Origin of the sequence: Winogradskyella rapida (assembly GCF_042675845.1) — a bacterium.
GTDB lineage: Bacteria > Bacteroidota > Bacteroidia > Flavobacteriales > Flavobacteriaceae > Winogradskyella > Winogradskyella rapida.
The window spans coordinates 135,013-154,030 of record NZ_JBHTKM010000017.1 but is presented as its reverse complement, the minus strand read 5'-3'; the positions used below and the strand labels follow the sequence as shown (position 1 = coordinate 154,030).

13 protein-coding genes are annotated in these 19,018 nt (G+C 35.9%); 4 read left to right on the top strand and 9 right to left on the bottom strand.

Annotated elements, in window-relative coordinates; genetic code table 11:
* Positions 1-38: 38 nt before the first annotated feature.
* Genes ACFQ13_RS04490 through thrA form a run of 5 tightly spaced genes read right to left on the bottom strand, consistent with a single transcriptional unit; the run spans position 39 to position 5,977 of the window.
* The gene (locus ACFQ13_RS04490) at positions 39-389 is read right to left on the bottom strand and encodes a ribose-5-phosphate isomerase (protein ID WP_386114506.1); all 351 of its coding nucleotides are present in this window, start codon (positions 387-389) and stop codon (positions 39-41) included.
* A complete protein-coding gene (locus ACFQ13_RS04485; protein ID WP_386114504.1) occupies positions 389-1,210 on the bottom strand; it encodes a hypothetical protein in 822 nt (273 codons plus the stop codon). The genes ACFQ13_RS04490 and ACFQ13_RS04485 overlap by 1 nt, the downstream gene beginning before the upstream one ends.
* Before the next feature lie 50 nt (positions 1,211-1,260).
* Positions 1,261-2,550: a threonine synthase gene (gene thrC / locus ACFQ13_RS04480; RefSeq protein ID WP_386114502.1), complete on the bottom strand. Its 1,290-nt coding sequence runs from the start codon at positions 2,548-2,550 to the stop codon at positions 1,261-1,263.
* Positions 2,551-2,572: 22 nt separating this feature from the next.
* Positions 2,573-3,499, bottom strand: coding sequence for a homoserine kinase (locus ACFQ13_RS04475; protein ID WP_386115118.1), 927 nt, complete (start codon positions 3,497-3,499; stop codon positions 2,573-2,575).
* A 3-nt stretch (positions 3,500-3,502) separates the two neighbouring features.
* Complete coding sequence (thrA, locus tag ACFQ13_RS04470) at positions 3,503-5,977, bottom strand: bifunctional aspartate kinase/homoserine dehydrogenase I (protein WP_386114499.1); 2,475 nt, start codon at positions 5,975-5,977, stop codon at positions 3,503-3,505.
* 399 nt (positions 5,978-6,376) lie between these two features.
* On the opposite strand from thrA, the gene ACFQ13_RS04465 reads away from it, so the two are divergent.
* The gene (locus tag ACFQ13_RS04465; protein ID WP_386114497.1) at positions 6,377-7,930 is read left to right on the top strand and encodes an NAD(P)H-hydrate dehydratase; all 1,554 of its coding nucleotides are present in this window, start codon (positions 6,377-6,379) and stop codon (positions 7,928-7,930) included.
* 65 nt (positions 7,931-7,995) lie between these two features.
* Here the strand turns inward: ACFQ13_RS04465 and ACFQ13_RS04460 are convergent, their stop codons facing one another.
* The gene (locus tag ACFQ13_RS04460) at positions 7,996-9,033 is read right to left on the bottom strand and encodes a TlpA family protein disulfide reductase (protein ID WP_386114494.1); all 1,038 of its coding nucleotides are present in this window, start codon (positions 9,031-9,033) and stop codon (positions 7,996-7,998) included.
* 351 nt (positions 9,034-9,384) lie between these two features.
* Here ACFQ13_RS04460 and hutH point away from each other — a divergent pair, with 351 nt between their 5' ends.
* Positions 9,385-10,914, top strand: coding sequence for a histidine ammonia-lyase (hutH, locus tag ACFQ13_RS04455; RefSeq protein ID WP_386114491.1), 1,530 nt, complete (start codon positions 9,385-9,387; stop codon positions 10,912-10,914).
* A gap of 26 nt (positions 10,915-10,940) precedes the next feature.
* Here hutH and ACFQ13_RS04450 read toward each other — a convergent pair whose 3' ends face one another.
* Positions 10,941-11,345, bottom strand: a complete 405-nt coding sequence (locus ACFQ13_RS04450) for a hypothetical protein (RefSeq protein ID WP_386114489.1) — start codon at positions 11,343-11,345, stop codon at positions 10,941-10,943.
* 35 nt (positions 11,346-11,380) lie between these two features.
* Positions 11,381-13,936 (bottom strand): ATP-dependent Clp protease ATP-binding subunit, encoded by a 2,556-nt coding sequence (locus tag ACFQ13_RS04445; protein ID WP_386114486.1) that lies wholly within the window; start codon positions 13,934-13,936, stop codon positions 11,381-11,383.
* A 425-nt stretch (positions 13,937-14,361) separates the two neighbouring features.
* On the opposite strand from ACFQ13_RS04445, the gene gyrA reads away from it, so the two are divergent.
* On the top strand, positions 14,362-16,899 hold the full coding sequence (gene gyrA, locus ACFQ13_RS04440; RefSeq protein WP_386114483.1) for a DNA gyrase subunit A: 2,538 nt from the start codon (positions 14,362-14,364) through the stop codon (positions 16,897-16,899).
* 35 nt (positions 16,900-16,934) lie between these two features.
* Entirely contained in the window at positions 16,935-18,221 is a 1,287-nt protein-coding gene (locus ACFQ13_RS04435) for a tetratricopeptide repeat protein (protein WP_386114480.1), read from the top strand.
* A gap of 46 nt (positions 18,222-18,267) precedes the next feature.
* On the opposite strand, the gene ACFQ13_RS04430 is transcribed toward ACFQ13_RS04435, so the two are convergent.
* Positions 18,268-19,017, bottom strand: a complete 750-nt coding sequence (locus ACFQ13_RS04430) for a C40 family peptidase (RefSeq protein WP_386114477.1) — start codon at positions 19,015-19,017, stop codon at positions 18,268-18,270.
* Position 19,018 lies beyond the last annotated feature (1 nt).

Below are 19,018 nucleotides of genomic sequence, written 5' to 3'. Positions count from 1 at the left end.
ACAGAAAAATACAAAGGTTTAATTAAAACTTTATTTTTTTAATTAGACCAAACGGCATAGCCTTCCCGTCGCAGTTCTAAGGCAATCTGTTCTTCAGCTTTTAAAGCTTCTGCACGAGTGAAGAAAGGATCAATATGATTATAAAGACTTGGGCGTAAATAGGTGCCGTAGGTTTCCACAATCTTTGAAGCTATTTTATAGCCTTTTTTAGATCTATGCCCTGTTTTATGTTGCATAAAGCGTTCTTTAGGGGTTTTACTCGTCATACCGACATACAAACATTCTAAAACGCCATGATAATGCGGATTCGCTTTTCTAAATTTAGCGTTTGCTGTAAAAACGCGTTTAGAGAGCTCTACAACATATATGGTATATAGTGTTTTTGGCATTATTGATTGTTAAGCATCTGATATTGAAAACTCATGAAGGCAAGCCGTTTTCCTTTCTTGGATACCACTTCTAAACTTTCAGTTAAACCCATATCATTTCTAGTAATAATACGTTTGCCACCTTTTTCATAATTAAGGGTAATCCCGTAGAGTTCGGCTTTTTGGGGATAAGAAAATTTGTCAATAGTGGTGAGTTTGTCTTTACATTGGTTCCCCACGATATAACGATTTTTGTTTCTTATTTTTTTACACTTTCCGTTGATGTGGTAGGTGTACTCATCCTGTCGTTTAAGGCGTCCTTTTTCATCATACCAAGATTTAGAAATTAACATGCCGCCATCGTTATAATCCCATTTCTGAAGGGTAAGACGTTTTTTGTTTTTAATGTTGAATAAAATACTGTCGTTTAAATTCCGATCAACGTATTTTAATTGCTGCACCAAAGTATCTCCTTTAGGCGCTATTTTTAAAAACTGTGTGTAACGCTGCGCTCTATGTCTTGTGATTATAGAGAGGTGTTTTAAGGCCTCATTGGCATCACGAATAGTATCGTATTTTGTTTGGCCATCTTCTGAATAATAGGAGCGTGTTTCAGTGATTAAATCGCCAGCAGTATTTAAAGTTTTAAAGCCTACCTGATTTCCATAACGGTCATACGTTAAAACGTGATGCTTCTGTTTTATAAGCTCGCCTTTATCATACTGAAACGCTTCAATCTGAGTTTGCGTTACCCCATACTTTATGCGCAGGTCTTGGTCTTTTTGTTGTGCGTAGGACTGGAAGACTATTAAACCTAAAAACGCATAAAGCAAGTAGTTCATAAATTTTATTCTAAATTTAGTTTTAAAGGTTGACGATGCTAATGACAGCATTAAGAGAGCAAATAATCTTTAAGCCCTTGATAGGTATCTATTTTTATAGCGGTCTTTTCTTTATGCATAACCGATTCTATCTGTGGCGGTAGGTCTACGTTTTCTCTAATCACTTCTTCCACTACATCTAAAAACTTAGTAGGATGTGCGGTTTCTAAGAAAACCACATGAGCATCGTTAGATTTTAAGTAAGTCTTAGCGCCCAAATATCCTACGGCTCCATGAGGATCTGCAATATAATTGTATTCATTATACAACTCTAATAGTGCAGCTTTGGTGTCTTCATCATTAAAACTGAAAGATGATAAATTAGCTTTTAAAGCGTCAAAATCGTTGTTATGCAATTCTTGAATTCTAATAAAATTACTAGGGTTCCCCACATCCATGGCATTACTAATGGTTTGCACAGAAGGTTTAGGCTCGTAAGACTGGGTCAGCATATAATTAACAATGGTATCATTAGCATTATTGGCTGCAATAAAATGTTTTATAGGTAAACCTAATTTTTGAGCCACCATCCCTGCACAGATATTTCCGAAATTTCCACTTGGTACTGAAAAGGCTAAATCCTTATGCTTCGATTTTAACTGCTTATAGGTAAACATAAAATAGAAGAGTTGTGGTAACCATCGCGCAATATTTATGGAATTTGCTGAAGTCAACTGCATTTGGCTAGTCAATTCAGAATCCATAAAAGCTTGTTTTACCATGTCTTGGCAATCGTCAAAAACACCATCAACTTCTAAAGCGGTAATATTTTGTCCTAAAGTGGTTAATTGTTTTTCTTGAATATCACTAACCTTTCCACTCGGATACAGAATTACAACGTTAACCCCTTTAACGCCTAAAAATCCATTAGCCACGGCACCTCCGGTATCCCCTGAAGTGGCCACTAAAACCGTTACATCTTTGGTGTTGTGTTCATTAAAATAGCCTAAGCATCGTGCCATAAAACGTGCTCCAACATCTTTAAAAGCCATGGTAGGACCGTGAAAGAGCTCTAAGGTTGAAATATGCTCATTAATTTCAGCCACAGGAAAGTCAAAATTTAAGGTGTCTTCTACAATCTGCTTTAAAACATCTTCAGGAATTTCTGGGACAATAAATTGTTTTATCGCCTCAAAGGCTATTTCTGTATTGGATTTGTCTTCAATAGTTTCAAAAAATGAAGGATCTAAAGGTCTTATGATTTCAGGGAAATACAAGCCTTTGTCTGGAGCAAGACCTCTAACAACGGCATCTTCAAATGTGGTGTTGGGCGCTTTTTTATTTAGAGAATAATAATTCATAAGCTTATTGATTAACGGTATATTAGTTTATTTTCTTTATGCCTTCAGTATTAATTTTAGACACATAGGTTTCAAAGTCTATGGCGGTATTGGCATAGACATTACGCATGGCATTTTCCACAGCTTTGGCAGTGCTTTCACCTTTACTTAGCGCAAAAATAGAAGGGCCTGATCCTGAAATGGCACAACCCAATGCACCGGCTTCTAGGACCGCTGTTTTTACGGCATCGAAATGAGGTATGAGTTGCTTTCTATGCGGTTCTATAACCACATCATGTAGGGCCTCTTTAATTAAAGCGTAGTCAGAAGTATGAAGGGCGTGTACCAAACTTCCTACATTAGCCCACTGCGTAATAGCATGATCTAAGGGAATTTCTTTTGGGAGAAGCGCTCTCGATTCTGAAGTTTTAATTTCAATTTGCGGATGAATTAAGGTCGCATACAAATCGTCTGGTGTGGGTAATTCTAAAATCTTTAGAGGCTTTGCACTTTTTACAAGGGTAAAACCACCAAAAATAGCAGGAGCTAAGTTATCGGCATGTTCACACTGACTTGCTAAGGCTTCACCCTTCATAGCAAAATTGGTTAAAGCCGTGAAATCTAATGGCGATCCTAATAAAAGGTTCATGCCATATACACTTCCTGCAGCGCTCGCAGAACTGCTTCCAATACCACTACCAGGTTTAATGTTTTTATAAATCTCTATTTCAAAACCACAATCGGGCTCAAGCGCATTATACATGGCTAGAGCTGAAACTCCGGCTACATTTTTTTCAGCTTCATAAGGTAAATCGTAACCTTCAATTTTAGTGATTTTAATGCCTTTGGCTTCGGTTGTTCTAATGACCATTTCATCGCCTATGGTATCTAAACAAAACCCAAGCACATCAAATCCACAAGCAACATTCGCTACGGTGGCTGGAGAGAATAATCTAATTTCTTTTTGCATCATTTAATTGTTAGCGATTCTTATAATGTCTGCAAATAATCCTGAAGCTGTAACATCTGCACCGGCGCCGGCACCTTTAATAATAAGAGGTTGCTCTGGGTAACGCTGCGTATAAAACATAACGATATTGTCTTTTCCTTCTAGGTTGTAGAAAGGATGTCCTTCAGGGATTTCTTGTAAACCAACTTTAGCTTTACCATCATTAAATTCGGCAACAAACTTTAACTGGCTGTTGTGTTCTTGAGCCGATTTATAAAGGCCTTGATAGTAAGCTTCATCTGCTTTAAGCGTTTCAAAAAAGTCGTCTACACTATCAGAATTATTAGCGTTTTCAGTTAAGAAACTATCACTTTCTAGTTCAGATAATTCAATCTGATGACCACTCTCTCGGGCTAAGATTAATATTTTTCTTGCCACATCAATGCCGCTGAGATCGATTCTAGGGTCCGGTTCGGTATAACCTTCTTCTTGGGCTTGTTTTACCACATCGTAAAAGGTAGTATCGGTATTAAAATTATTGAAAATAAAATTAAGACTACCCGATAATACAGCTTGTATTGTGTTAATCTTATCCCCAGAAGTGATTAAATGATTTAAGGTATCAATTACAGGTAAGCCTGCACCAACATTGGTTTCAAATAGAAAAGAAGCATTGTACTGTCTTGATAGCGCCTTTAATTCATTATAGTATTCAATGTTACCAGAACAGGCAATTTTATTACATGCAATCACCGATATGCTTTCCTTGAGGTATTGCCCGTAAATGTTAGAAACAGCTTCATTAGCGGTAATATCAATAAAAACAGAGTTTCTTAAATTTAAAGCTTTAGCATGCTCAAAGAAGTTTTGTAGACTTGCCTTTTCTCCATTTTCTAATTCGGTTTTCCAATGTTTAAGATTAATGCCATCGTCATTAACCACCATGGTTCTTGAATTTGATAGGCCTGTAATTCTTAAATTGATTTTAAACTGTTCTTTAACATAAGCCTTTTGTTGCTTAATTTGTTCAATTAAACGCTCGCCAACATTACCCACACCCGTGATAAATAAGTTGATCTGTTTGGTTTTTATTTCAAAGAATTGTTCGTGTAAACTGTTGAGTGCTTTTTTCACGTCGTTTTTATGTATTACTGCAGAGATATTGCGTTCTGAAGCGCCTTGTGCGATGGCCCTTATATTCACGTTATTTTTTCCTAGCGTACTAAACATTTTTCCACTGATACCTTGGTGGTTTTTCATTTTATCACCAATAACAGCGATGATTGATAAGTCGGTTTCTACGACTATAGGATCTATTTTTTGTAATGAAATTTCATACTCAAATATGGCGTCTATAGCTTCTTTAGCACGTTGAGCGTCATTTTGTGAAATACCGAAGCAAATAGTATGCTCTGATGACGATTGCGTAATAAGAATGATGTTTATTTTCTCTTGAGCCAAGGTTTCAAATAAACGTTTACTGAAACCAGGAACACCAACCATACCGTTACCTTGTAAGGTTAATAATGCAACATTTTCAATATTACTGATGCCTTTAATTGGAGAATTTCCACTCGGAGTAACCTGTTTAGTAATGGTAGTTCCAACGGCTTCCGGATCTAAAGTGTTTTTTATGATAATTGGAATTTTCTTTTTTAACACCGGCATGACCGTAGGCGGGTAGAGCACTTTAGCACCAAAGTGTGATAGCTCTACAGCTTCCTGATACGACAGTTGCTCAATAGGAGAGGCTTGCTTAACAAGCTTTGGGTTGGTGGTATACATCCCACTCACGTCAGTCCAAATTTGTAATTCTTCAACCTCCATAGCAGCAGCAATTATAGCGGCAGTATAATCTGATCCGCCACGGCCTAATGTGGTTATTTCACCATGAATAGACTTAGAGATAAACCCTGGTAATAAAACAATAGGACTGGTATTCTTACTGAAAAAATCAGTGATGTTTTTATTTGTGACTTCAAAATTAACTGTGGCATTATTGAAGGTAGAATCGGTAAGAATAAGCTCTTGCGAATTTTTTAAAACCACATCTCCGGCGCGCGATTTTAAAGTATGATAAATTATTGTAGACGATAAGGTTTCTCCAAAACTAAGGAGTTTATCTAAGGTTTTAGGCGAGAGCTCATTGATGAGATAAATTCCATTTAAAAGCTGTTTTAAGTCGTTTAATTTTTCGGAAACAAGGTCTCTAAGTTCATCTTGTTGCTTACGCAAGGCCTCGTTATTTTGAGTAGTAGGGAACAAACCTTCAATAACACTGTTGTGTATGGACCAAATGGTATCATACTTTTGGTTGTATTCAAGGTTTTTCTGGCAAGCTAAATTTCCGGCTTCCAGTAATTTATCGGTTATGCCACCAACGGCAGAAACGACAACCGCAATGGCAGTATCTTGAGATTGCTGGTTTAATATGGCTATGACTTTATTGATGTTTTCGGCTGAACCTACTGAGGTTCCACCAAATTTGAGAACTTTCATATAATTTATATTTAAATAAGGATAAAAAAAAATGTCAAGGATGACACAAAGGGACGGAGAGCATATTACAGATTACCCCAAGGGGTAATAATGCTAGAAATAATGAACATAGACATAGACACGCGCATCATCGGCGTTAAAAAAATTTGTGTTATGTGGTTTTGTGTGCTCATTGTACGTATCAAATGTATTATTTTTATAACAATAAAAAAACAATTCAAATCTTTTTAAGGAATTCATAAAAATAAGGTTTTTCATTAAGAAAAATGAAACAAAATTGAATATTTGCAAAGAGTTTTAAATGTATTGCTGATAGATTCTCAGTGAGCGTATGGATTCTTAAAAAAAATCGAGAAAGTCGTTAAAGAAACAACAGATATAAAAAACAAGTATTAGTACATGAAATTATTTTCTAAAGCACAAATTTACGAAGGCGATAAACTAACCGTAGAGCGCTTAAATATTAGTTCTACCCAATTAATGGAGCAGGCAGGAACACAGTTGTTTAATTGGATTCATACCCGAATGCAAGGCGCGCAAGTTCCTATACATGTATTTTGCGGTATTGGTAATAATGGGGGCAATGGTTTGGTTATGGCGAGACATTTAATTACCCATGGCTACCACGTCATAACTTATATTGTGAATTACAGTGATAAGCGCTCTAAAGATTTTTTAGAGCACTATGATCAGATTAAAAATGTGACTAAAAAATGGCCCGTAATGTTAAGTTGCGAAGATGATTTTAGTGAAATTCAAATTGGGGGCGATGATATTATTGTAGATGCCGTATTTGGAATAGGTTTTAACAGGGCTGCAAAACCTTGGGTGGCTCAATTGTTTCAAAAGTTTAAAGCTTCAAAAGCATTTACTCTGGCCATTGATATTCCGTCTGGGCTTTATACAGATGAAGCTATTACCGACGATAAAGCTGTGGTTTATGCCAATTATACCTTAAGTTTTCAGTCCCCAAAGCTCGTGTTTTTCCTGCCAGAGACCGCAAAGTTTATTGGACAATGGGAGGTGATTGATGTGGGGATAGACCGCCAGTATTTAAAGGAGACAAAAACCGAAGTAGAATTAATTGGAAAACATGAGGTTTTACCTTTATATAAACCTCGTGAAAAATTCTCTCATAAGGGGAACTTTGGGCATGTGCTGATTTTAGGTGGAAGTTATGGGAAAATTGGAGCTGTACAACTCGCTAGTAAAGCGGCGTTAAGTGCTGGAGCAGGATTGGTAACGGCTTATGTTCCTGAGTGTGGATACCACAGTTTGCAAACGGCAATCCCCGAAGTTATGGTCATTACAGATGCTTCGGAAAAAGAAATTTCAAATATTGAATTTGATTTAGAGCCTAGCGTTATTGGAATTGGAGTCGGTTTAGGAACTTCTGAAGCAACCGTGAAAACATTTGAGGCCTTTTTAAAACAGAATTCAGTACCCTTAGTGATTGATGCAGATGGCCTTAATATTTTAGCGCAACACCAAGATTTATTACAATATTTACCAAAAGGGACGGTGTTAACACCACACCCTAAAGAGTTAGAGCGATTAATAGGGGCATGGAAAGGTGATTTTGAAAAGCTTGAAAAAGTAAAAACGTTCTCTAAAACTCATGAGGTTATTGTCCTTATAAAAGGCGCCAATTCTATTACGGTAGATCAAGATAAATTATACATCAATACCACGGGGAATCCGGGGATGGCCACAGGCGGTGTAGGCGATGTGCTTACGGGCGTAATTTCTGGTTTAATAGTACAAGGTTACAGTCCTTTGGCAGCGACAATATTTGCGGTTTATCTGCATGGGAAATCGGCCGATATTTCTTTAGAAGATTATGGCTATCAAAGTCTAATAGCTAGTCATATTATAGAGACTTTGGGCGAAGCTTATATCGATTTATTTAAACAACCAGAGCAGCCAAAAGTAGAGGAAGCACCTAAGAAGTAAATTTTAATAGGAATAAAAAAAGCCAGTTTCAAGAGAAACTGGCTTTTTTATTAAGGTCATTAAGACTAAAGGTCAAGCTTGTTAAAAAGCTTCATTAACTCAGGACTTGAAGGTCTTGGCGCATCAGCACTAACAATATTACCTTTAGGATCTATTAAGATAAATCTAGGAATACCATTTACTCTATAATCTTGAACAAATTGAGATTTAAAACCGTTATCGGCTAATAACTGTATACCACCTAAATTTTTATCGTACACCATTTTTTTCCACGCTTTATAAGCTGCGGCTTTATCGTTTTTATAACCTCTACCTTCATCAATAGAAATGCTTACAAATTCAATATTCTTGTCTTTATATTGTTCCTCAACACGTTTTAAAGAAGGAATTTCCTTTAAACAAGGTGCACACCAAGTAGCCCATAAATCGATATAAACATATTTACCTTGTAAATCTGAAAGGGACGTTGTACCACCATCATGGTTCTCATAGCCTTCAAAACTAGGAGAAGGAGATCCTGCCGGAAAGGCGCTGTTAGTGGCTTGTTTAGATTTTATAAAATTGCTAATTTGGCTGATGGTACCAGCAATCTTTTTGTCCATTAAAGCTTTGTGTGTAGAATCTACTTCGGTGTAGTTTTCTTTAAGGTTGTCATAGCTAGATTGATAATCTTCTAATGCCTTATTTAATACTTCAGCATCATTTGACGCCACCAACTTAGGTGAAAAGAATTTTTTAGAAAGTAAAAAAGACTGTACGGTGAAGTTATTAAGGTCAGAATCGTCACCTCCAAATTTTAAAGAATCTATGAAGTTATTGTTATCTGTCGTAAATGAAGACACATTGTCATTTTCTAAATAGATCTGACCATATTGTTTTCCGTGCTGAAAATTATAGTCTCCAGCAATAACCTTTAATGTATCTTTAAAGCTACCATCATCATCTAGAGAAATCATTTTTTCATAACCTCTCCCTTTAAAGACTTTTAAAGTTTTACTTTCATCAGGGTTAGAAATTTTCCCAGAAAGGGTTACATAATCTTTAGGCTCTCCTTTACAAGCCATTAAAGTTACAGCTATACAAAGTGATAATAATTGTTTCATAAATATGATTTTGTTTAAATTCAAAAGTAAGAAATATAAGAGAAAACTAAATTTAAAATTGTTATAAAGTTAAGGCGCGGCGTATTCAATGGGTTTTAGTCGCATTAGGCTTTTATATGCGCTACGTTTTGAGGTCTTAAAAGGTTTTAGTCTTGCTTAGGCTTTGGACGAGATGGTTTTCTTACAAAGCTAGGGTGATGATAAAGGGATAATAGGGGAGGCGCATGGTTATAATGAATTGATTTCAAGGAACTAAAAACAGGATTGCTTATGGGGTTTAAAGATTTCAAAATTGTTATGGTAAAACCCAAAATATTTCTCAATTTTGAGCCTCTATAAATTATAAACTAAATGGACAACTATCATATTATTTCTTCGGAAGCGCTAGACATTGTAACGATTTACAATATTTTTTATCAAAAGAAAAAATTAAAGCTTTCTGAAGCTTCTGCTAATGAAATTAAAAAATGTAAAACCTATTTAGATAATAAATTAGCTCAAGAAAAGAAACCGATGTATGGAATTAATACCGGTTTTGGATCTCTATATAATGTAAAAATCTCTGATGCCGACTTAAGTCAGTTACAAGAAAACTTAGTAATGTCGCATGCCTGTGGAACAGGAGAACGTGTTCCGGAATCTGTGGTAAAAGTGATGTTGCTCTTAAAAATTCAGTCTTTAAGTTATGGGCATAGTGGTGTACAGCTAGATACGGTTTTACGCTTAATTGATTTTTTTAATAACGATATATTTCCTTTTGTTTTTACCCAAGGATCTTTAGGGGCTTCAGGAGATTTAGCACCTTTAGCGCATTTAGCATTGCCGTTATTAGGAAAAGGAAAAGTGGTGCACCAAAATAAGGAATATGAGGCGGCTACGCTTTTAGAGGAATTTAATTGGAAGCCAATTCAGCTTGAAGCCAAAGAGGGATTAGCGCTATTAAACGGAACACAGTTTATGAGTGCCTATGGGGTGTACTTACTTTTAATGTCTCATAAAACATCGTACTTGGCAGATATTGTTGCTGGTATTTCTTTAGACGCTTTTGATGGCCGTTTAGACCCATTTCACGATTTAGTTCACGCGGTAAGACCTCACCCAGGACAGCGTAAAGTGGCCCGACGTTTTAATGAACTTTTAAAAGGAAGTGAACTTATTACGCGTGAAAAAGAACATGTACAAGATCCTTATTCTTTCCGTTGTATTCCTCAAGTGCATGGTGCCACGAAGGATACTTTAGATTTTGTTGAAAAAGTAATCTTAACCGAGATTAATTCGGTGACGGATAACCCTAACATTTTTCATGAAGAAGATTTAATTATTTCTGGAGGGAATTTTCATGGACAACCCTTAGCCTTAGCTTTGGATTATTTAAAAATCGCTATGGCCGAAATAGGAAATATTTCAGAACGTCGTGTGTTTCAATTGGTCTCTGGATTACGCGGTTTGCCAGCCTTTTTAGTGGACAACCCAGGTTTAAATTCCGGATTTATGATTCCGCAGTACACGGCCGCAAGTATTGTAAGTGCCAATAAGCAAATGGCATCTCCCGCGAGTATAGATAGTATTGTGTCTAGTAATGGACAAGAAGACCATGTAAGTATGGGAGCAAATGCCGCAACCCAAGCCTATACTTTAGTTAAAAATGTAGAGCGTGTCGTGGCTATTGAGTTGATGAATGCTTCTCAGGCTTTAGAATTTAGAAGACCATTAAAAACCTCACCTTTGCTAGAATCTTTTCTAGAACAATATAGAAAAGTGGTTCCGTTTATAAAAGCAGATGAGGTTTTGCATGATTCTATAGAAGCTTCAATCCAATTTTTAAAAGATGTGGATATTGAGATCGAAGAATTATTTCTAAATCATTATGATTTAAAATAAGCCTTAATAGGTCTTAAGCTTAAATTTTATCTTGAAATAAGCATTTGGCCCCAGCGGATGGCATCATCAATATCAGAAAAAGTTTCAAAGGGTTTAGAAAAGAACATCTTTTCAATACGCGCATTTACTTTTGCTTGATAATTGGTGGAGACTATTGCTAAGCCTTTTAAGTTTTTAATCTTAGCCGTATCTAAATAGATTTCAGGATTTACGGCATAAGAATTTACTCTGTTTGAGATATAAACAAAAGGTTGATCATCGAAGTGTGTTTCTGTAACATGAATTAGGGTATGATTCATTTTAGGTGTTACAGTAACCCCTTCGTTAAAGGTTACAATCATGTAAAAATCAAAAACTTTGATATTACAAAAATCGAATGATAGGGATGCATTCATTGGTGTTGTATCAAGGATGAAAAAAAACTCTTTCATAGGAAAGAGTTTTTTTCTTTAATATTTAAAATTTCTTAGGATTCAGTGGTCTTTTCAGAAGATTTAATTTTAATACTTAAAACCTCATTATCCTCTTCTTTGTCCATTGAGATGGTATCACCTTCATGAAGTTTAGAATTGATAATTTCTTCAGCAAGCGCATCTTCTACGTATTTCTGAATGGCTCTGTTTAGAGGTCTTGCTCCATACTGTTTGTCAAATCCTTTTTCGGCAATATAATCCTTAGCCTTTTCAGTTAAGGTAAGTTCATAGCCTAAATCTTTGATTCTTGTAATTAACTTAGCCATTTCAATATCAATAATCTTACCGATATCTTCTTTTTCTAAGGCGTTAAACACAATGACATCATCAATTCTATTTAAGAACTCTGGTGCAAAAGCTTTCTTTAAAGCATTTTCAATAACACCTTTAGCATACTCTGTCTCTTGGGCAGCACGAGCTGAAGTTCCGAATCCAACACCGGTACCGAAGTCTTTTAACTTACGAGCTCCAATATTAGAGGTCATAATAATGATGGTGTTTCTAAAATCAATTTTTCGACCTAAACTATCCGTTAAGTAACCGTCATCTAATACTTGTAAAAGCATATTGAAGACATCGGGGTGTGCCTTTTCAATTTCATCTAAAAGGACAACAGCGTAAGGCTTACGTCTAATTTTTTCCGTTAACTGACCACCTTCTTCATAACCAACGTATCCTGGAGGAGCACCAATTAAACGTGAAATGGCAAATTTCTCCATGTACTCACTCATGTCTATTCTTACCAGTGAGTCTTCACTTTCAAAAAGTTCGCGAGCCAATACTTTAGCCAATTGGGTTTTACCAACACCAGTCTGACCTAAAAAGATAAAGGAGCCAATTGGTTTGTTTGGGTCTTTTAATCCGGCTCTGTTTCGCTGAATGGCTTTAACCACCTTTGCAACCGCTTGATCTTGACCAATAACCTTACCTTTAATTAACTCTGGTAATTGCGATAATTTGTTAATTTCAGTCTGTGCAATTTTATTCACAGGAATCCCGGTCATCATAGAAATAACATCCGCGACATTATCTTCAGTAACAATTTCTTTATGAAGTTTGGTTTCTTCTTCCCAAGTTTCTTGAGCTGTTGCTAATTCTTTTTCTAAGCGTTTTTCATCATCTCTAAGTTTCGCAGCTTCTTCGTATTTCTGTTTTTTAACAACGCTATTCTTAGTTTCTTTAACTTCTTCAAGTTTTTTCTCTAATTCTAGAATTTGCTTAGGCACATCAATATTAGTAATATGAACTCGTGAACCTGCTTCATCTAAAGCATCAATCGCTTTATCTGGTAAAAAACGTTCCGTCATATAACGGTTAGTTAGTTTTACACAAGCTTCAATGGCTTCAGGAGTATAATTCACATTGTGATGCTCTTCGTATTTAGCTTTAATGTTATTAAGAATCTCTATGGTTTCTTCAACCGATGTCGGTTCAACAATAACCTTTTGAAAACGACGCTCTAAGGCCCCATCTTTTTCAATATACTGTCTATACTCATCTAAAGTTGTTGCACCAATACATTGTATCTCACCTCTTGCTAGGGCAGGCTTAAACATATTAGAAGCATCTAAACTTCCGGTTGCGCCACCAGCACCAACGATGGTATGAATTTCATCTATAAAAAGGATGATGTCGTCATTCTTTTCAAGCTCATTCATAACGGCTTTCATACGCTCTTCAAACTGTCCTCTATATTTTGTACCGGCAACAAGGCTGGCTAAGTCTAAAGTGACAACACGTTTGTTAAACAGAGTACGTGATACTTTACGTTTTACGATGCGTAAGGCTAAACCTTCAGCAATAGCCGATTTACCAACACCAGGTTCTCCTATTAATAAAGGATTGTTTTTCTTTCTTCGACTTAAAATTTGAGAAACACGTTGTATTTCTTTTTCACGTCCAACTACAGGATCTAGTTTCCCTTCCTCTGCAAGGACGGTTAAGTCTCTTCCAAAATTATCTAAAACTGGAGTCTTAGATTTTTTGTTGCTCTTGTTAGACGGTCCACCAAAAGGATTTTGTTTTGCATCCTCTTCCTCTTCATTTATATCATCATCAGAAAACGATTCTGCTTTCGGTGTGTCTAGGTAATCATCTTCGCTTGTAATCATAGATTTAAATTCTTCTTTTACGTTATCATAATCTACCTTTAACTTATTTAAAAGCTTGGTCGTGGGGTCATTTTCATTTCTTAAAATACACAATAACAGGTGGGCGGTATTTATTGAAGTGCTCTGAAATAACTTCGCTTCTAGAAACGTTGTCTTTAAAGCACGTTCAGCTTGCCTTGTAAGGTGTAAGTTCTTTTTTTCGTTAGAAGTTGTTGTAACTATATTAGGATTCGCAGGACTTAATATCTCTACTTTACGTCTTAAGTGATTTAGATCAATATCTAAAGCACTTAAAATATCTATAGCCTTACCGTTGCCATCTCTTAATAGACCAAGCATAAGGTGCTCTGTACCTATAAAGTCATGACCTAATCGTAAAGCTTCTTCTTTACTATAAGCTATAACATCTTTAACTCTTGGGGAAAAATTATCATCCATAGTGTGTTCCTTTCTGCATTAAAAATAATAAAAACATATGAAGTACAGTTCAAAAACTATACCTAAACGTAATGAAATTTTAAAAGGATTCTAAATTCTCGAATTATAAGAGGTGGCACACAATTTAAAAATAGCCGGAAAGCGGTTTTGCTAATCTGTTATTTTTAAGTCATTTATAGTCATGTTGTCACCTTGTTGTTAAGACAATTTTAGAAGATCTTTTAAAGTCATTAAATGTTCTAAACGAAGAGACAGAAAAAGCATTTTAAATCAAAGGAAATACAGAGATACTTATTAACTAAAATGCGCGCTTGTATTGTTAATAAAAAATCCCAAAAATGATGAGGATTTTAGCGGTAAACAGTAGTATTTTGGTTATATTAGCACGTTATGAAGATTTACAAAAAAACTAATTAATTTTATATATGGCAGAAGGAGAAAAACTCATTCCAATTAACATTGAAGATGAAATGAAATCGGCTTACATTGATTATTCAATGTCGGTCATTGTGTCACGTGCGTTACCAGATGTAAGAGATGGTTTAAAACCGGTACATAGACGTGTGCTTTATGGTATGCATGAGCTTGGTATTAGAGCAAATTCAGCACATAAAAAATCAGCAAGAATCGTCGGTGAAGTTTTAGGTAAGTATCACCCACACGGAGATACCTCTGTATATGATGCCATGGTTCGTATGGCTCAAGAATGGAGTTTACGTTATATGTTAGTAGACGGACAGGGTAACTTTGGGTCTGTAGATGGCGATAGCCCTGCAGCAATGCGTTATACAGAAGCTAGAATGCGTAAGATATCGGAAGATATGTTAGCGGACATAGAGAAAGAAACGGTAGATCATAAATTAAACTTCGATGATACCTTAAAAGAACCAACAGTACTTCCTACACGTATTCCAGGATTACTTGTTAATGGTGCTTCTGGTATTGCCGTGGGTATGGCTACAAATATGCCGCCACACAACTTAACAGAGGTTGTTAATGGTACTATTGCGTATATTGACAATAATGATATTGAAATAGATGAATTAATTCAGCACGTAAAAGCACCCGATTTCCCTACTGGAGGAACAATCTATGGCTATGATGGTGTAAAAGAAGCTTTTCATACCGGTCGTGGACGTATTGTAATGCGTGGTAAAGCGGTTATTGAAGAGGTTCAAGGAAGAGAATGTATCATTGTGACTGAAATTCCTTACCAAGTGAATAAGGCAGACATGATTAAGAAGATTGCTGACTTGGTAAACGAGAAAAAGATGGAAGGTATTGCTTCTATTCGTGATGAATCGGATAGAAAAGGGATGCGTATTGTCTTTATTTTAAAGCGCGATGCTATTCCTAATATTGTACTGAACAAACTTTATAAGTATTCGGCTTTACAAACCTCTTTTAGTGTAAATAATATTGCCTTAGTAAACGGACGTCCGCAGTTATTGAATCTTAAAGATTTGATTCACTATTTTGTTGAACACCGTCACGAGGTTGTAGTGAGACGTACAACTTACGAATTGCGTAAGGCTGAAGAGCGTGCCCATATCTTAGAAGGTTTAATTATTGCTTCAGATAATATTGATGAGGTTATTAAAATTATCCGTGCTTCGGGTAATGCTGATGAAGCGCGAAACAGTTTAATAGAGCGTTTTAAATTATCAGAAATTCAAGCCAAGGCTATTGTTGAGATGCGTCTGCGTCAGTTAACAGGTCTAGAACAAGATAAATTACGTTCTGAATATGATGAGATCATGAAAACTATCATTGATCTTAAAGATATTCTTGATAAGAAAGAACGCCGAATGGCTATTATTAAGGAGGAACTAGAAGTTGTTAAAGAAAAGTACGGTGATGAGCGTCGTTCTATTATTGAATATGCTGGGGGAGATCTTAGTATTGAAGATATGATTCCAGATGCACAAGTGGTGATTACCATTTCGCATGCCGGTTATATTAAAAGAACGCTTCTTTCAGAATACAAAACACAAAATAGAGGTGGAGTAGGTCAGAAAGCATCAACAACCCGAAATGAGGACTTCTTAGAACACTTGTTTGTAGGAACCAATCACCAATACATGTTGTTCTTTACGCAGAAAGGAAAATGTTTCTGGATGCGTGTTTACGAAATTCCAGAAGGTTCTAAAACTTCAAAAGGTAGAGCGATTCAGAATTTAATTAATATTGAGCAAGATGATAAGGTTATGGCCTTCATTTGTACGCAAGATTTAAAAGATGAAGCTTACATTAACAGTCACTATGTCATTATGGCAACGAAAAAGGGACAGGTTAAGAAAACATCTTTAGAGCAATATTCTAGACCACGTTCTAACGGTATTAATGCCATTACTATTAAAGACGACGATGAGTTACTAGAAGCAAAATTAACGACTGGGGAAAGCCAAGTGATGTTAGCCTTGAAATCTGGTAAAGCCATTCGTTTTGAAGAAGCGAAGACTAGACCAATGGGAAGAGGGGCTTCTGGAGTCCGTGGTATTCGTCTTCAAGATGAAAACACAGACGAAGTTATTGGTATGATCGCCGTAGATGATATGGAAAGCAATATCTTAGTGGTTTCTGAAAATGGTTACGGAAAACGTTCTAGTTTAGAAGATTACCGAATTACCAACAGAGGAGGTAAGGGAGTTAAAACCATTTCTATCACAGAAAAAACAGGAAATTTAGTCTCTATTAAAAACGTTACAGATGATGATGATTTAATGATTATCAATAAATCTGGAATTGCAATTCGTATGGCCGTAGCTGATTTACGTGTTATGGGACGTGCAACACAAGGGGTTAAATTAATCAACTTAAAAGGAAATGATTCTATTGCTGCCGTTGCTAAAGTGATGAAAGAGGACGAAGAAGTGATAGAAGAATTAGACGCCGAAATTCTTGATGCTAATGACACGCAGGAAGATGGCACGGCTATTGATAATAACGAAACTGAAAACTAAAAACTATAATTAACAATTAAATTATTTAATACGAGATGAAAAAACTAATGACATTAATGTTGCTTTTGGCAATGTCGTCGATGTCTTTTGCTCAAAAAAATGAAGTAAAGGCAATTGAAAAAGCAATAAAAAATGCAAATTACGGAGATGCCAAGTCTGCGGTAGCATCTGCAGAAGCTTTATTAGGAAGCATGGACGATAAATTAAAAGCTAAATTTTATTATTTAAAAGCCCAAGCTTTATATGCGGATGGACAAGGGTCTGACGCTAATATTGATGAAGCTATCGAGAGCATCGATAATCTAAAAACTTTAGAGTCTGAAATGGGTAAATTAAAATATACTTCAGAGGCTAATAAGATGACTACTGATATGATGAACGCTTATTTAACTAAGGCCAATAAAGCCTTTACAAATAAGAACTTTAAAGTAGCCGCTAAAGGTTTTGAAAAGGTGTACAAAATGTCTCCTAAAGATACCATGTATTTATACTATGCAGCTTCTTCAGCAGTTTCTGAGCCAGATTATGATGCAGCTTTAGACTATTATCTTCAATTGAAAAATATGGGATATAGAGGTGAGCGTATGCTTTATACCGCTGTTAATGTTGAAACAGGTAAAGAAGAATCTTTTGGTGATAAAAACCAGCGTGACTTTTCTGTAAAAGCGAAATTACATAAAGATCCTAAAGACGAAAAATCTGAAGCTAAAACAGCTGAGATTGTAAAGAACATTGCGCTTATTTACGTTTCTCAAGGAGAAAATGAAAAAGCTTTAGGGGCTATGGCAGATGCAAGAGCTGAAAACCCAGATGATATAGGATTATTATTATCTGAAGCTAATGTGTACTTGAAAATGGGGAATAAAGAAAAGTTTAAAGCTTTAATGGAAGAAGCGACTGAAAAAGACCCAGGGAATGCAGAGTTACAATATAACTTAGGGGTTTTAGCTGCTGAAGGTGGAAACGCTGATCAAGCGATTAAATACTATGAAAAAGCCATTTCAATTAATCCTAACTATGTTGATGCTTACAATAACTTAGCCGTTGTAATTTTAGGTGGTGAAGCCGCGATCGTAGAAGAGATGAATGGTTTAGGAACTAGTGCAGCAGATAATAAGAAGTATGATGAATTAAAAGCGCAACGTTCGCAATTATATCATGATGCCATTCCTTATTTAGAGAAAGCATTAGAGTTAAGAAACACAAATCTAGATGCCGCTAAAACCTTAATGAACATTTATAGTGCATTAGGTGAAACCGCTAAATTTAAAGAAATGCGTGCTAAAGTTGAAGCGATTGAAGCTTCGGCTGCAGGTAACTAAGAAATAAGATAGATCAAAAAAAAAGCGACTGAAAAGTCGCTTTTTTTTATACTATTTTTTTAATCACTCTAAGTTTGTGCGTGTGTATATTTCTATCAATATTGTAAATACCACTATGGTCTAAGCGGTCAATACGGACCCTACCATGAGCGTGAATGATATAGTTGTTTTCCATAATAATTCCAACGTGGGTGATATTCCCTTCGGCATTGTCAAAAAAGGCAAGATCGCCAGGTTCACTCTCTTCAATAAAACTTAAAGGTTCACCCTGTTTCGCTTGTTGCGAGGCATCTCTTTGAATTTTATAACCGTTAAGCTTGTATACCATTTGTGTAAAACCCGAACAGTCTATTCCAAACGGTGTTTTACCACCCCATAAATAAGGAGAGTTGAGGTAAAGAAAAGACGATTTTACTATGTTTTCCTTCGGACTTTTAGAGGTCAAAGTTAAGCCGTCAAAATGATGGCCTAATAATTTTAGTCCATTCATATTAGAGCCCGCAGGAATTGGGTATAAGTGGTCAGCATCATCCGTTACAAATTCAACTAAATCTTTAGATAAGTTAATATTCGCTCTAGATAAATCTGCGTACTGAGAAGCATCAATTTCTAAAAATTGCTTCTTATCAATCCACCCTTCATAATTATCGTAAGCAAAACGAATACGGCTCCAATTTCTGCGCTGTTCTAGCACTTTAAAATAATCGCCATATAAGGCCTGCGTTACCATTTCACTAGTATCGGTAGGTTCAATTCTAATAGGTACAATCCCAAGATTGCAAATGCCGTATTGCATA